This is a genomic window from Microcystis sp. CS-574 (genome assembly GCF_028329095.1).
Lineage (GTDB): Bacteria > Cyanobacteriota > Cyanobacteriia > Cyanobacteriales > Microcystaceae > Microcystis > Microcystis ichthyoblabe_A.
On record NZ_JAQMSY010000018.1, the window covers coordinates 5,001 to 20,011 of the forward strand.

Sequence of the window (15,011 nt, forward strand, 5' to 3'; positions counted from 1 at the left end):
TTTGCTTGGCTTTCAAACTATTGTTTTGTCTAGGTTCCAGCGTCGTTTGTTTCGCTTCGCTTTCGCTTTGCTTCAACCGCGCATTTACCAATGTATCTAACTTCCCCAGGTTTGTCAACCCCTTTTGGCAAAATTTTTTGATCTTTTTTCTATCCCTTGCTACGTAAGCTTTTCAGCTATTTCCCCTTTTTCTGGTGGGTTGTTTTTGTCTAGTAATTTTGTTCTAATTAGCTCTCGATGGCGGTGACAGCGTTTCTCATAGGTGGGAACTGTTTAGGCATCAAATAGGGATGCAGTGGCTGAAATAACTGCTTAGTACTGCTTAGTAAGGTTTTCAGCCCCGTAGTCGAACAAGAAGGTCAAACATTGAATGCCCCGATCAAATCTCAGTCCAGGAACTCGGTTCGATCAGTTAGAATCAAAACATGGGAAAAAAATTATTTATTTTCGGGAACCTTTACTGACTTCTCCCGTCCTCAACCTCTGAGTGAGGAGCTTATACCCTTGAGGAAATCCCATGAGTCAATCGATTCCAGCATCTTGGTCACTTGAGGCCAAAAAGTCTCAAAACCCCGTGTCCCCTGACAAACTCTCCAACTACGATCTAATTGCACGCTGTCAGGAAGGGTGTCAGCCGGATCGGGCAGCTTTTGCGGAACTGCTGCGGCGCTATCAGGCTCATGTTGATAAATTACTCTATCATTTGGCTCCCGATTGGCAAGATCGCGCTGATTTGGCTCAAGAGGTCTGGATTCGCGTCTATCGCAATATTAACCGTCTCCATGAACCCCTCAAGTTCCGCGGTTGGTTAAGTCGCATTGCTACTAATCTTTTTTACGACGAATTGCGGAAACGCAAGCGGGTTAATCACCCCATTTCCCTCGATGCTCCCCGACGCGTGGAAGATGGCGAAATCGATTGGGATATCGAGTCCGATTACCCCAGTCCCGATGAACATCTCACCACCCACGAATTCTACGATCAATTACAAGCGGCGATCGCTGATTTGCCAGAAGCTTTTCGGACAACTATTATTCTCCGGGAAATTGAAGGTATGGCCTACGAAGAAATTGCCGAGATGACGGGAGTTTCTTTAGGAACTGTTAAATCTCGCATTGCTCGCGCTCGCGCTAAATTACAATCTGTTTTACAGCCCTATTTTACTGAAGGCTAAAGAATATTGTGGTGATTCGGCACTAACGGCCGAAGTGAGGAGTCGTTAAATTTAACTAGCTCCGTGCTGGTGAAAAGTGATTGCATACCGATCGCTTCTGGTCGAGGTCAACCATGAATAATTATCAACCCGAAGACGTTCAATGGATCAAGTCTTTGTTACGTCGCGATGACAGCGATTGCAACTCCGCAACCGAGGATATTTTGTTCTTAGATGAGGATAACGAAGAAGCTCATCGTTTCGATTTAATTAGTGCCTATATTGATAACGAAGTAACGGTAGAGGAAAGGAAGCTAGTTCAGCATTGGTTGGACTATGATGCTGCTGCTAAAAAACTCTATCGGCAGCTCTTGGGATTACAAACTAATTTAAGGCAAATCCCCGTACCGGCTACTATGGCCGGCGACCGATTGGCAGAACAGGTGTTCAGAAAAGTCGATAGTCAGCGTCGTCGGCAATATTATGTTTATGGTGGCGCGATTTTCACCGCTATGGCGATCGCTGTTGGCTCCTACTTCGTCTCGGGACGCAATGATCCCCTCTCCCAAATGGCGAGCAGTCCGAGCAGTATTAGCCAAGAGGGAGACCATTTGATGATTGCTCTCAACCATCCGATTATAGAGATTCCCGCAACGGAACAACCAAAAGAGAATGGTCAAAGGTAAGGTCTATGGAGATAAATGCCAGCATTCTCGTGCGATCGCCCAATCTTCCGCCGTAGCAATTACCATCACGCGTACTTTAGATGTGTCGGTGGCGATATCCTCATCCCGGGGACGAGCGGCATTTTTAGCCAAATCTAACTTTAAACCCAAAAAAGACCAGCCTTGACTGGCTTTTTCCCGTACTAAAGCTGAATTTTCGCCGATTCCTGCCGTAAATACCAAGACATCCAACCCCTCCAGAGAAGCAATCATCGATCCGATTAAACTTTTCAGACGATGAATATACATCTCAAATGCTAATTTTGCCCTCTGGTTGCCTTCGGCCATCGCCGTGGTAATTGCCCGCATATCCCCAGAAATACCCGAAATTCCCTTTAAACCCGATTCTTTATTGAGTAAACTATTTAAACTATCGGGATTATATTGATATTCTCGCTCTAGATAAATCAGAATCCCTGGATCGATCGAACCGCTGCGGGTTCCCATCATCAATCCCTCTAGGGGAGTAAATCCCATAGTAGTATCGATACTTTTACCCCCCTTGACTGCCGATAGGGAAGCACCATTGCCCAGATGACAGATCACCATTTTCAAGGATTCCAGGGGTTTTCCTAACAATTCGGCGGCTCGTTGGGAGCAGTACTGATGACTGGTGCCATGAAAACCATAGCGACGGATTCCCAGTTCACTCCATTGGTAGGGAATGGGATAAAGAGAAGATTCGGGAGGGATAGAACGATGAAAAGCGGTGTCAAACACTGCTACTTGAGGAACATCGCCGAAAACTTGCTCGATCGCTTCAATTCCTTCTAAATGAGCGGGATTATGACTAGGAGCCAGGGGAATCAGCTTTTTAATCGTTTCTTTGACTTGGGGAGTGATCATAGTTGCCTGGGAATATTCCGTGCCACCATGGACAACTCGATGACCGACTATACTAATGTCTGCGAGGTTGGCTACTACCTTAGTTTCGCCAGTGACTAAGGTATCTAACATCCGAGCAATTCCTGCCGGACGATCCTGACTAGAAAGATTAATTTCCTGTTTAATTCCCTGAGCTTTTACCGTTAAAACCGCGTAATCAGGGTTAACTGTCCAATCGATCCCCGCTGCCCAAATTGGTTGGGGAGGATGGGAGGGGAGAATATCTAAATCGTATAAACAACTTTTTTGACTGCTCGATCCCGCATTTAAGACCAGAATTTTCATAGAAAAGCTCAATTAGGAGGTGGCCTATGGCGATCATAATCAAACTCAGGTTAAGTCTAGATAAAATCGCTGACTTTTCGGGTTTTTCTTCAAGAAAATTTTATCCGGCTGTGATCACCCATCCCTGACTCGGGCAATATTACAAAACTTTATCAAAAAAAAGTCAAAATAGAGCCTCTAGGGTTATAAAATAGAAGAATACCCCTTGTGAAATTAATCCAAGAAGCTACCTCTGATGCAAGTTAAGGCCTCTATAGTGGATTTAGAGCTAGTTCTCGTCCTTTTCACCAGTGGAATGTCAACATCGCACCACGAATCTCTAGAATGGAATTTTTGCGTATTCTAGATAACCGTGATTACTAGAGGATTTCTTAAGTATGTCAGAGGTTACTGCCGTTACAGATGCCACCTTTAAAGATGAAGTTTTAGATAGTGCCAACCTTGTCCTAGTGGATTTCTGGGCTCCTTGGTGCGGCCCCTGTCGAATGGTGGCTCCCGTTGTCGGAGAAATTGCCGAAATGTTCCTAGGGCAAGTCAAGGTGGTGAAACTCAACACCGACGAAAACCCCAATATCGCTAGTCAGTATGGGATTCGCAGTATTCCTACTCTGATGATCTTCAAAGGAGGTCAAAAAGTTGATATGGTGGTCGGGGCTGTACCGAAAACCACTTTAGCTACCACCCTAAATAAACTCCTGAAACCGAATGATCCTCAAAAGGGGTCAGAAAGTTGATCTAGTGGTCGGGGCTGCACCGAAAACCACTTTAGCTAATACCCTAAATAAGCATTTGGGGGTTAACTAGGTTTTCTGGTAACGCATACCGGGTAACTGAGTCACTAAACCGATTAATTCTAATTCCAATAGGATCCCCGCCACTTCTGAGGTGGGGATTTGCATTTTTTCAACAATAATGTCAAACAACAGGGCATCTCTGTCAAATAACTGATACACTTGTTCTAGTCTGGGTTCTAGATTCGCTGGAGGAGCAGCATTAACGACCGGGGATGTGTCTGGAGGGAGTGAAGGGGAGAGATTAACCGGTGCGGATTGGTTCGCGGTGGGAATTGCCCCCAACATTTGTAGTAATTTCTCCTCAGAAACGATAATTTCCGCTCCCTGATGAATCAGTTGTAAACAACCCCTAGCGGTGGCAATATCGGGAGAATTGGGTAAAGCATAGATATCGCCGCCAAATTCGTTGGCATAACTGGCCGTAATCAGGGAGCCTGACCTTTCGGGGGCCTCGATAACAATAGTCGCGCGACTTAAACCGGCGATAATGCGATTACGACTGGGAAAATGAGCTTTATTCGGTTGAGTTGCCGCAGGATGTTCACTAATGACTAAACCCTGCTTTTGGATGTCCGCGTGTAGCTGCCGATGACGACTAGGATAAACCACATCGACCCCCGTTCCCAAGACGGCAATCGTTCTTCCCCCCGCTTTTAAACAGCTTTGGTGTGCCTCGCCATCAATTCCTTCGGCCATACCAGAAACAATAGTAAATCCCTGTTGGGCCAAAAGGGTACTTAAGCGCCGCGCCCAGCGCCGGCCGTGATCCGTGGGGTTACGAGTACCCACAATGGCGACGGTGGGGATATTTCCCTGATTTTCCTCTAAATTGACCTTTCCTTGATAGTAAAGTAAGGGGGGAGGACTGGGAATTTCCCAGAGAAAGCGGGGATATTCTGGGTCGCTAGGAGTCCAAAAAAGGGGGTTTTTCTGGATATGTTCGGCGAAAAGAGCTTCTGGGTCAATTTGCGATCGCCCTTCCCGTACCGCTACCATTAACTTTTTGCCAAATCCCGCCCCTTCTGCGATCGCAGAATCGGAGGCATTCCAGGCCACAGCGACACTGCCAAAATGCTGATAGAGTCGCTTCAGGGAAATTGACCCAACTCCAGCAATACTTGACCATGCTAACCAATAAACGCGCTCGTCTGTCAATTTAAAAAGCTCCTCAAACCAAGTAATATTTTCAGTCGGTTAAAACTGACTGCGGCCAGATGACCTTAATTTATTTTAATCATGCCGGAATACTTTCCATTAGTTGTTGAGGTATTGTTGAGCCTCGTTAATGTCTTTCACTTTTTTAAAATGTGAATCAGTTGTTCTTGATCTTCTGGGGGAAGTTGTTCGGTTGCTTCTAGTATTTCTGCAAAAGTGGCTTGAGTCATGGTTTTAGTTGGTTATAGTGGTCTTTGGAGCCAATTGTAGCAGTAACAGTAGAATATGTTAGCATAGCGTAACGGATAATAATATGAAAATGTCTAAAATGTTTCACATTAAAAGGCACGTTAGGTAACGTATCCTAAAAGATCGGTGGTTGCGTTTTTTCAAGAAAAATGCTAGGATATCTAGAAGTAGAGTAAATGAGTTATTATGTCATCTTTAGTGCTTAAACAGCATATTGAAGTAACACCCGGTGTTTGTGGCGGTAAACCTCGTATTGCTGGACATCGTATTAAGGTACAAGACATTGTTATTTGGCATGAAAGAATGGCGATGTGTCCTGATGAAATTGTTTATAATTATCCAACGATTACTTTAGCTGATGTTTATGCAGCTTTAGCTTATTACCATGATCATCGAGAAGAAATTCGCCAAGATATTGAATCCAGCGAAAATTTTGCTAAACAGTTACAAGGGGATAAACCTTCATTGGTCGAAAAACTTTTAAAGGGAAATAATGGCCAATAAGCTTAAGTTTCACCTAGATGAAAGCGTCTCTAATGCGATCGCTAAAGGTTTAAGAATGCGAGGGATTGATGTTACAACTTCTCCAGAAAAAGGACTGATGGGGTCTTCCGATTAGGAACAATTAGCTTATGCTTTATCGCAAGGCCGAGTCATTTTTACTTTTGATGATGATTTTCTGGTTTTGTCTTCAATGGGATTAGAGCATTGGGGGATTATTTATTCACATCAACGTCAATCTATTGGCAAAATTATTAGTAATTTAGTTTTAATTTGGGAATGTTTAGAGCCTGATTATATGTATAAAAATGTTGAGTTTTTATAAAAATCATAATTCAGAGAAAAAAGGTAGGTTGGGTAACGCAATTTACAAGATTGAATCTTTACACTGTGATTATATTCATTACAATCCTGTGCGGCATGGGTTATGTTGATAGCCTCCAATTTGATTGGTTAGGCAATAAGCAGGACGAACCTTACTGGAAGATAAATCGTCGAAGGGAAATTGAATTAATACAATTTTACCCTTCATTAGTTACAGGTTGTCCATCGTTAAGGGTATAAATATCTTCTTCGGGATCTTGCAGAAAAGCAAAGCTAGGGTTATGGGAAACGGCATCTAGCCAGTTTTTTTCGTTCAGTTCATCCTCCGACATCAAAAGAATGACGCGTACAAACCGATCTTTTTCTTGGGGAATAGGATGATCAAGTTGAATTTGTCCTTGAGTATTGAGGATACCAGTGGTTTCAATCGCACGCATAGCAAAACCTAAAAGAAGTGATTCGATTCTAACATTAAAGTAACCATAAAAAGCGGTGATGGCTAACTACAGCGATCTCCATTCTCAGGCTCGCCCTATGGCTCTCCTCGATTTTGTGTGATAATTAGTGCTGATTATTCCTTGTAGTTTTGCCAGACAAGGGTTTAAAGACTATATTTCCAGAAAATTATCGGCTGCATCTCCTATTTGTGACTTTCCCTCACCTATAGGTGAGCAGCAAAAGTTATTCAAAGAGGGCGAATGCAATTGGCCCCTACAATAATATTATTGCGCCAATGGTGGCTTCCAACTGATAAAAGTTAACAGTTAACTGATTGGGGGAGATCGCACACAACACGAAAACCGAAATCCTTGAGGCGAACATCGGCAAACCATTTGCCTCGATACGCTGAACTACAGACCAAAGGGTCGCGGCACCACGAACCGCCACGCCGTATTTTTGATGGCGCATTAGTTATATTGTTATCTGTCCATGGAATACTGCCATTTTCTTTAATATTGTCTGGTTTGCTTGCATAACTTTCATGATGTTGATCAGCACACCATTCCCAAACATTGCCGTGCATATCATAGATTCCCCAAGGATTAGGTCGCTTTTCCCCAACAGGATGGGTTGTATTATTTGAATTACCACTAAACCAAGCATAATCTCCTAGTTGATCTTCATCATCGCTAAAACTAAATCGGGTTTCTGTACCGGCGCGACAGGCATATTCCCATTCTGCTTCTGTAGGCAAACGGTAGTTTTTTCCCGTTAACTTGCTCAGTTTTTCACAAAAAGCTTGAGCATCAAACCAATTAATGATTTCTACCGGGTTCTGGGGATTTTCTGAAAACCTGGAAGGATTGGTTCCCATCACTGCTTGATACTGTGCTTGGGTGATAGGATATTTGCCTATCTGAAATGCTGGCATAATTACTTCATGTATCGGTTTTTCCTGGTCATACTCATTAGAACCCATGTTAAATTTACCAGCGGGTATATCCACCATTTCTAGGTTAAAGTCTGGAGGTAATGAGGTAATATCTTGGGAAATTTGTTTTCGTTGAATAGGCCCACTAGCTGTATAAACAAGCGATTGATAAGGTAACCGAATTACCTTGGGTGATACTTGTAATAATTTATCAACATTTACCTCTGCCAAGCTAAATTTAGAGTTAGCTGCCGATTTTTCATAACCGTAAGCCATTAAAGCTTTAAGCTTAGTATGACTACCCCAATAGCGAATCGACTCTTCATATTCTTTGTTTTTTTCTTCATCTAGTGCAAATTCTTCTAATTTTGCTAAAATTTGCTTATCATTTTCCAAATCTGATAATAACAATGGCCATTTTAAACTAATCGCAGTAAATTTGCCTAACTTTTCAAAAGTCAAAGAAGGCTCTAACAAATAATCATTCTCATCTCGCTTCTCAAAAAATAAACCAGTTTCATTAGCGATATAAACCTTGAGACGAAAGACATTGATAAATTGTTTAATCCGTCGCGGATTGTAATCCAATGCAGGAGCCACCATCATAATGACATTCCGCTCTCGCTCTAATCGCTTAATTACAGCTGCTCGTGCTTTCTCTTTTTCGGTTTGTTTGGATTCTATCGAAGGATTATCTGGAGACGAGTTGTTTAAATCACTTGTCTGATTACTTGTTGGGGAAGTGAGATGCTTTTGCGAATTATTTCTCCGGGGTAAAGCTAACTTAAACTTACCCCAGAATGACTGAAAAAATGTAAAATGAGGTTTAGCTGGCTGTAAATTGGGAGGAGTTGAAGTAGCAAGCTGAGTCAAAAAACGCTCAAAATCTGACTGGGATGGTTGGGGAACTAAAAAGGGAAGCTGGACAAACTTTTCAATAAAGGTATAACCATAAGCTAACCCTTTATTAGCACTACGTCTCGCTAAAATATCAGGATCAATTTCTGTGGTTTCCGACGGTAAATACTTGAGAATATTTTCGTATTTGACAGCTAAACTAGCGGCTACTTTTTCTCTGTCCATTCCTAAAATAAACACCACTGAAGGATCATCAGCAATCATCAAGTTAATCGCTTGCATCAAGTCCGCTGATTTTGGATGTTCACAACGATCTAAATCGTCAATAAATACATATACCCGATCATTGCCAATATAAGCATCGACAATTTTAGCAAAATCTTCATGAAATTCTTCTACAAATGCCGATTGTTTTTTATAATCTGGGGCTTCTATATATTTAATTAGGTTGTTTTTGGGGTTTTGTAGTAACCTTTGAAAATTTCTCAATAAACTCTTAATACCAGCGAAAATACCTGCTCCTGATAAGGTTAAACCGACCGCAGTAAATAATAACTTAACAACTGAATTAATTTTGCTCCAAAAAACATCTTGAGAGGTTGTTGCTCTGATTAATTCGTTAATTCCTTCAACTCCATAAATGATTAAAATAAAAGGAATGGCAATTGAGGCACAAATCACAAAAATTATTAATGGTAAAGCTTTAATTAATTCAAATAAGCCTTTTTCTAAGTTAAAACGCAATAATTGTAATTTAAAGTATCCTAGGATAATTCGAGGCAAATCTCGCCAATTTTTGGGCGTAGAAATCTGCTTAATAAAAGACAGTGCAAAAGCCGCCCATACCGACTCCGCCTTATCGTGTCGCCAAGCATTAAACCAAACCGTCTGACCTCCTTTTTTTCGTAAATATTCCTCTAACATTTTCATAAAAGAAGACTTGCCACTACCCCACTCTCCCTCAACCGATAAAGTTAGGGGTGGTTGTGTCTGCTCATGCAACAAAAATTCAGCGATCGCTATTACATAAGGCTCAAATCCGAGAGCATCATTATTAGTAGCTTGATCGCTGACGCTAGTATTGCGGATAGATTCAGGAGAATCGGACATGGTAGTTATTTTTAGGTGACACAGAAGGGAGAAGAAAATAGATTACCCTAAGTAAGTGGTTCTAATTATACTAAATCTGGTTATTAAAAACTGATTATTTATTCCCCCTTTTGCCTCTTTAGGAAAGTCAGACCAATCCGTTTTTAATAAGATAATTAACTCCCAATCCAACTTGAAGAACCCGCTCCCCACCCTCCTATACATTTTAAATAGGTGGCAGTTTAGGGAGAACTGGAATAGGTGTACAAGCTGCCCCACCCATGACCGTCAGTTTATTGGCGTTGGAAACGTTCCAACGCAGCCACCAGCGCATCCACCTCGGCTTTAGTATTGTAGAAAGCCAAGGAAGGGCGCACCGTTGCCTCGAGACCAAAGCGTCGCAGAATAGGTTGAGCGCAGTGATGGCCTGCCCGCACGGCAATCCCTTCCCGATTCAGGGCTTGTCCAATCACTTCCACATCAAATCCCTCTAGCACAAAGGAAAGCACGCCGGCCTTATCGGCTGCCGTCCCAATCAAACGCAGGCCCGGGATGGTTGTCAGTCCCGCAGTGGCGTACTCCAGAAGTTCATGCTCATAATTGGCAATGGTGGTCAAACCAATCTGCTGAACATAATCCAAGGCCGTCCCTAAGCCAACGGCATCGGCAATATTGCCCGTTCCAGCCTCAAAACGAGTGGGCGCCGCCTGATACACGGTACGCTCAAACGTCACATCCACGATCATGTTGCCGCCGCTTTGCCAGGGAACCGTGGCATTCAACAGGTCTTCTTGACCATAAAGTACCCCGATCCCTGTGGGACCAAAGACTTTATGCCCGGAAAAGACGAACCAATCACACCCTAATTGTTGAACATCGATCGGAATGTGGGAAACCGATTGAGCGCCATCTAACAAGACTTTGGCCCCGACCCGATGGGCCAAGTCAATGATTTGTTTGGCGGGGGTAATGGTTCCCAAGGCATTGGAAACATGGGAAAAAGCCACCAGTTTTGTGCGGGAGTTGAGTAATTGTTGGTACTCTGCCAGTAAAATCTGCCCGTGGTCATCGACGGGGACAACCCGCAATTTTGCTCCCGTTTGGGCGGCTAGTTGCTGCCAAGGCACAATATTGGCATGGTGTTCTAGATGGGTGAGGACAATCTCATCCCCCGCTTGCAGGGTTTGTTGTCCCCAGCTTTTTGCCACCAGATTAATGCCTTCCGTTGTTCCCCGCACGAAAATGATTTCGTTAGCAGATGAGGCATTGAGAAAACGGCGTACCGTTTCTCTGGCCGCTTCGTAAGCATCTGTGGAACGGGCCGCTAATTCATGGGCGGCACGATGCACATTGGAATTTTCATGGCTGTAGAAATGAACGAGGCGATCGATGACTGCTTGGGGCTTTTGAGTTGTTGCGGCATTGTCGAACCAGATCAGCGGTTTGCCATTCACCCGTTCTTGCAGGATAGGAAAATCCAGGCGAACGGTATGAACATCAAAGAAGCTGGGTCGTTGAACGCTTCGCCCGCTGGCATGGGGGACAAAAAGGGGATCGATCGCTGGGACTTGAACAAGCTGTTCAGGCTTGGCCACTACCGCCGGAAGGTCGGGGATTTTTGTTTCTAACTCCTCAATGAAGTAGAAAGAGGGGGTTGCTAAGGGTACAGCCAAGGGAACTGTGGGCCGTTCGCCCACAGCAGCTGGGGAAGTTGCGGGGGTGGATGGCACCAGATCATCCCGGTCTGGACTCAACCCCTTGGCCCGCGACGCTCCAAGGTCGTGCCGTTGTAGTTCTTGAATTATCGTCTGGGCGAGATGCTCAAGAAGGTCAGGTTGAAATAAGGGGTTAAGAGAAATGTTCTCGACCTCAGTTGGGGCAGTGGTGGGCGGGGATACAGAGGGTAGATTCCCCCCCGCCTTTTCAGGGATCAGTTCGGGGTTAGTCATAGTCGTAGATGTGGTATTGGTTGACATCAACGTTCTCCAGTACGGCCGCTGCGTCGTCGGTCAACACTGCCAACGAACAGTAGAGGGAGACCAGGTAAGAGGCGATCGCCTTGCGACTAATCCCCATAAATCGCACCGATAAGCCAACTCCCTGTTGACCGGGTAAATTGGGCTGATAGAGACCGACCACCCCTTGACGGCTTTCTCCTACCCGCAATAACAAAATATTGGTTTTGCCTTGTTCATTCACAGCCAACTTATCGGAAGGAATCAAAGGCACGCCCCGCCAGGTAATAAACTGAGAGCCAAATAATGACACCGTAGCAGGGGGTACACCCCGTCGGGTTGCTTCTCGGCCAAAGGCCGCAATCGCTTTAGGATGGGCGAGGAAAAATGCCGGTTCTTTCCACACCTTCACCAGCAACTCATCCAAATCGTCCGGCGTGGGCGCACCATTGCGAGGTTGCACTTTCTGGGAATCAACAATATTGTTGAGCAATCCGTACTCATGGTTGTTGATCAACTCATTTTCTTGACGTTCCTTCAGCGTTTCAATCGTCAGGCGCAATTGTTCATGGATCTGATCGTGGGGACTGCTGTAGAGATCGGACACGCGAGTGTGAACATCCAGTACCGTATTCACCGCACTCAAGAAATACTCCCGGGGGGTCTCTTCGTAATCCACAAAGGTTTCGGGCAGCTCCCGCTCATCTCGTTCAGAGCAGGCCACCTCAACCCGGGAGGCATCCCTGACTTTATTGAGACGATAAATCCCCGCTTCAACGGGTAGCCAATGCAAGAGGCGAACGAACCACCGGGGTGAAATGGTCAATAACTGAGGAACGGTCTTTGTGGCATTGGCCAACTGCCGAGCGGCAGCATCTCCCAAAGCCAGTTGCAATTCATGATCTTGGGTATAGGTCATTGAGTTAAATCCTCCAATTCAAAAAAAAAAGTAACAAAGCGACTGTTATGGCCGAACATTCACAGCCCGGACAGCCCCTCAAATTCCCGAGCCGTCATCAAACATTTCCTGTCGTAGTTGCGCCTGGGAGACAAAACCCCCCGGCGGCACACTGCGGGTTAACCAAACATTTCCACCGATGGTGGCGCCCCGACCGATAGTTACCCGACCGAGAATCGTTGCACCTGAGTAAATCACCACATCATCTTCAATAATCGGATGACGGGGTTGACCTTTGATTAAACTGCCCGATTCGTCCCGGGGAAAACTTTTCGCCCCGAGCGTGACCGCTTGGTAAAGGCGCACGCGATCGCCAATCACCGTGGTGGCCCCAATTACCACCCCCGTCCCATGATCGATAAAGAAGCTATTGCCGATCGAGGCCCCGGGGTGAATGTCAATCCCCGTTAAGGAATGACCAATTTCACTGATAATCCGCGCCAACAGGGGCGAGTCCAACCGATACAGGGCATGGGCAATGCGGTGATAAGTGATTGCCGTTACCCCGGGGTAACAAAACAATACTTCATCTAAATTTCTGGCCGCCGGATCACCTCGATAGGCCGCCGTGATATCCGTTTCCAGTAGAGCTTTCAGATGGGGTAATTGAGTGGCAAAGGCTTGTACCGTTCCTTGGGCGTGCTTCTCAATCTGGTCTGACGACCAGTGCAACTGCGACCCCAGCAACCACTGTTCGCGACAAACCTGGTGATGCAGCAGTTGCAAGACTTCATTGAGCGTATGACCGATAAAATAGCGGCTGGATGTTTCGCCTAAATCGGGATTGCCAAAGTGATAGGGAAAAAGAACGGCACGCAGTCGATCGACAATCCGAAATAAGGCCTCACGGGAGGGCAAGGGGAAATGGCTTCGTGATTGAGACCAACTGTGGAACGACTCGCCACGAGGTTTGGACAATTGAGCGATAATTTCATCGAGATCCAAGGACAAGGTGGGTTGGGAGAGAGCGCCAGAACTGCTCGGATGCTCGCTCGTCATGCCACTAACCCTTGCTCATTAAATACCCCCTGGAACAGGATGGAACTCAAATACCGTTCTCCGGAATCTGGCAAAATCACGACAATGGTTTTGCCTTGGTGTTCGGGTTGTTGTGCCAAACGAGCGGCGACGGCGACGGCGGCACCGCAGGAAATGCCGGAGATAATCCCTTCTTCCTTGGCCAACCGTTGGGCATAAAGAATGGCCTCTTCGTTGGAAACGGTTTCAATCCCATCCACGAGGGATAAATCTAGAACTTCGGGAACAAACCCCGCCCCAATGCCCTGAATTTTGTGAGGGCCAGACTTTAAGGGCTGACCTGCCCGGGCTTGGGATAGTATGGGGCTGGCTTCTGGCTCCACCGCTACCGATAAAATCGGTTTTCCTTGGGTTTTTTTGATATAGCGCGAAACTCCCGTAATGGTTCCGCCCGTTCCCACACCCGACACGAGAATATCGATCGCCCCGTCTGTGTCCTGCCAAATTTCGGGGCCGGTGGTTTCCTCATGGATGCGGGGATTGGCAGCATTGCGGAACTGTTGCAACAACACATAGCGATCGGGATTAGACGCAGCAATTTCTTCTGCCTTTGCCACTGCTCCGGTCATTCCCTTAGTCCCTTCTGTTAACACCAGATTGGCTCCATAAGCGAGCAACAGTTTGCGCCGCTCCAAGCTCATGGTTTCAGGCATAGTCAGGGTCAGGGGAATCCCCTTAGCGGCGGCTACAAAGGCTAGGGCGATGCCTGTATTGCCACTGGTGGGTTCCACCAGTTCTTTGCCCGGCCCCAATAGTCCCCGTTGTTCCGCATCCCAGATCATGGCCGCACCAATACGACATTTGACCGAATAGGCCGGATTGCGACCTTCAATCTTGGCCAGAACCGTGGCGTGATTGTTGCCAACGATTCGATTAAGGCGCACTAGAGGAGTCCGCCCGATCGACAAACTGTTATCCGCGAACCATTTCTTACTCACAAAATGGCAACTCCATGATTAAAATACGACAGTTCACCAGATTGGTTCATCTTGAATTCATTTGAAATTCATTTTGAATCCATTTGCAATTCATCTTAGCCTACGCACTATCAACCTCTGGTTAAGCTAAACAAATCTTTACAATCAAGCGGGGTCGGCCGCTGAGGTGGAAGAATCAAACCCACATTCCGCACCCTCAACTGTCACATAAGCTGTCCCCTCCAGAGACTTGAGTAAAAATACTTAGCTGGTGAAGGTTTTCTCGGCACCAGCTAGGGGGGTCTTGAAACCCCTAATTATGAAAAAATAGGAATTATTGGAAAACTGAGGCGAGTGGACTGTTCGACCAGGAATCAATCAACAGAAATTGAAGTCAAAAATCTAGACCGGTAATGATTCGGTAGTAGTGGCGTAGCTCTCTTGCTTACCTGGTATGAATTGTGTAAAATATTTATTAATAAAAATAATTGGAACCCGATCAGTCTTTAAACCTCTAGCTTGATCATGACTTTTCTGATAAATCTCTTTTTCTGGCTCCTGTCTGGCTTACTGAAATATCAGTCTAGCACCGAACAAAGTACCCCCCCCTAGTTCACCTCCGTTCCCCTGTCCTAATTGTGGTTCTCACCATAGGATCAAGAATGGTTCTATTCATAATGGAAAACCCAAACGTCAATGTAAAGAATGTGGTCGTCAGTTTGTGATCAATCCCACTAATAAAACCGTCTCTGA

Annotated in this window: 12 protein-coding genes and 2 pseudogenes; 6 read left to right on the forward strand and 8 right to left on the reverse strand. The window is 45.4% G+C overall.

Annotated elements, in window-relative coordinates; translation table 11 throughout:
• Positions 1 to 517: 517 nt before the first annotated feature.
• The gene (locus PN470_RS01220; RefSeq protein ID WP_002735181.1) at positions 518 to 1,174 is read left to right on the forward strand and encodes a sigma-70 family RNA polymerase sigma factor; all 657 of its coding nucleotides are present in this window, start codon (positions 518 to 520) and stop codon (positions 1,172 to 1,174) included.
• A gap of 113 nt (positions 1,175 to 1,287) precedes the next feature.
• Positions 1,288 to 1,839 carry an anti-sigma factor family protein gene (locus PN470_RS01225; protein ID WP_103113152.1) on the forward strand — a complete coding sequence of 184 codons (552 nt, stop codon included), beginning with the start codon at positions 1,288 to 1,290 and terminating at the stop codon, positions 1,837 to 1,839.
• A 3-nt stretch (positions 1,840 to 1,842) separates the two neighbouring features.
• Here PN470_RS01225 and PN470_RS01230 read toward each other — a convergent pair whose 3' ends face one another.
• Positions 1,843 to 3,048, reverse strand: coding sequence for an acetate kinase (locus tag PN470_RS01230; RefSeq protein ID WP_272103422.1), 1,206 nt, complete (start codon positions 3,046 to 3,048; stop codon positions 1,843 to 1,845).
• A gap of 377 nt (positions 3,049 to 3,425) precedes the next feature.
• Here PN470_RS01230 and trxA point away from each other — a divergent pair, with 377 nt between their 5' ends.
• Positions 3,426 to 3,782 carry a thioredoxin gene (trxA, locus tag PN470_RS01235; protein ID WP_271935527.1) on the forward strand — a complete coding sequence of 119 codons (357 nt, stop codon included), beginning with the start codon at positions 3,426 to 3,428 and terminating at the stop codon, positions 3,780 to 3,782.
• A 66-nt stretch (positions 3,783 to 3,848) separates the two neighbouring features.
• On the opposite strand, the gene dprA is transcribed toward trxA, so the two are convergent.
• Positions 3,849 to 4,997: a DNA-processing protein DprA gene (gene dprA / locus PN470_RS01245; RefSeq protein ID WP_103113155.1), complete on the reverse strand. Its 1,149-nt coding sequence runs from the start codon at positions 4,995 to 4,997 to the stop codon at positions 3,849 to 3,851.
• A 435-nt stretch (positions 4,998 to 5,432) separates the two neighbouring features.
• Here dprA and PN470_RS01250 point away from each other — a divergent pair, with 435 nt between their 5' ends.
• Together PN470_RS01250 and PN470_RS22080 are read left to right on the forward strand one after the other, a co-directional pair.
• Positions 5,433 to 5,750 carry a DUF433 domain-containing protein gene (locus PN470_RS01250; protein ID WP_002750425.1) on the forward strand — a complete coding sequence of 106 codons (318 nt, stop codon included), beginning with the start codon at positions 5,433 to 5,435 and terminating at the stop codon, positions 5,748 to 5,750.
• A pseudogene (locus PN470_RS22080) lies at positions 5,740 to 6,072 on the forward strand (DUF5615 family PIN-like protein). Before PN470_RS01250 ends, PN470_RS22080 begins: the two are co-directional and overlap by 11 nt.
• A 196-nt stretch (positions 6,073 to 6,268) precedes the next feature.
• Here the strand turns inward: PN470_RS22080 and PN470_RS01260 are convergent.
• From PN470_RS01260 to cysK, 6 genes are all read right to left on the reverse strand, one after another.
• The gene (locus PN470_RS01260; protein WP_002750429.1) at positions 6,269 to 6,508 is read right to left on the reverse strand and encodes a hypothetical protein; all 240 of its coding nucleotides are present in this window, start codon (positions 6,506 to 6,508) and stop codon (positions 6,269 to 6,271) included.
• A gap of 320 nt (positions 6,509 to 6,828) precedes the next feature.
• Complete coding sequence (locus PN470_RS01265; RefSeq protein WP_272103425.1) at positions 6,829 to 9,411, reverse strand: SUMF1/EgtB/PvdO family nonheme iron enzyme; 2,583 nt, start codon at positions 9,409 to 9,411, stop codon at positions 6,829 to 6,831.
• 272 nt (positions 9,412 to 9,683) lie between these two features.
• The gene (locus PN470_RS01270; protein ID WP_272103427.1) at positions 9,684 to 11,366 is read right to left on the reverse strand and encodes a family 2A encapsulin nanocompartment cargo protein cysteine desulfurase; all 1,683 of its coding nucleotides are present in this window, start codon (positions 11,364 to 11,366) and stop codon (positions 9,684 to 9,686) included.
• Positions 11,332 to 12,264: a family 2A encapsulin nanocompartment shell protein gene (locus tag PN470_RS01275; RefSeq protein ID WP_002750434.1), complete on the reverse strand. Its 933-nt coding sequence runs from the start codon at positions 12,262 to 12,264 to the stop codon at positions 11,332 to 11,334. The genes PN470_RS01270 and PN470_RS01275 overlap by 35 nt, the downstream gene beginning before the upstream one ends.
• Positions 12,265 to 12,342: 78 nt before the next feature.
• A complete protein-coding gene (gene epsC, locus PN470_RS01280; RefSeq protein ID WP_272103429.1) occupies positions 12,343 to 13,302 on the reverse strand; it encodes a serine O-acetyltransferase EpsC in 960 nt (319 codons plus the stop codon).
• Positions 13,299 to 14,279, reverse strand: coding sequence for a cysteine synthase A (gene cysK, locus PN470_RS01285; RefSeq protein ID WP_272103431.1), 981 nt, complete (start codon positions 14,277 to 14,279; stop codon positions 13,299 to 13,301). The genes epsC and cysK overlap by 4 nt, the downstream gene beginning before the upstream one ends.
• Before the next feature lie 504 nt (positions 14,280 to 14,783).
• Here cysK and PN470_RS01290 point away from each other — a divergent pair.
• Positions 14,784 to 15,011, forward strand: a pseudogene (locus PN470_RS01290) (IS1/IS1595 family N-terminal zinc-binding domain-containing protein); the annotation flags it as partial.

Coding starts and splice junctions, on each gene's coding strand:
- PN470_RS01275 (WP_002750434.1), bottom strand. CDS start 12,264: ATGACCTATACCCAAGATCATGAATTGCAACTGGCTTTGGGAGATGCT.
- PN470_RS01220 (WP_002735181.1), top strand. CDS start 518: ATGAGTCAATCGATTCCAGCATCTTGGTCACTTGAGGCCAAAAAGTCT.
- PN470_RS01265 (WP_272103425.1), bottom strand. CDS start 9,411: ATGTCCGATTCTCCTGAATCTATCCGCAATACTAGCGTCAGCGATCAA.
- epsC (WP_272103429.1), bottom strand. CDS start 13,302: ATGACGAGCGAGCATCCGAGCAGTTCTGGCGCTCTCTCCCAACCCACC.
- PN470_RS01225 (WP_103113152.1), top strand. CDS start 1,288: ATGAATAATTATCAACCCGAAGACGTTCAATGGATCAAGTCTTTGTTA.
- PN470_RS01270 (WP_272103427.1), bottom strand. CDS start 11,366: ATGTCAACCAATACCACATCTACGACTATGACTAACCCCGAACTGATC.
- PN470_RS01260 (WP_002750429.1), bottom strand. CDS start 6,508: ATGCGTGCGATTGAAACCACTGGTATCCTCAATACTCAAGGACAAATT.
- PN470_RS01230 (WP_272103422.1), bottom strand. CDS start 3,048: ATGAAAATTCTGGTCTTAAATGCGGGATCGAGCAGTCAAAAAAGTTGT.
- PN470_RS01250 (WP_002750425.1), top strand. CDS start 5,433: ATGTCATCTTTAGTGCTTAAACAGCATATTGAAGTAACACCCGGTGTT.
- trxA (WP_271935527.1), top strand. CDS start 3,426: ATGTCAGAGGTTACTGCCGTTACAGATGCCACCTTTAAAGATGAAGTT.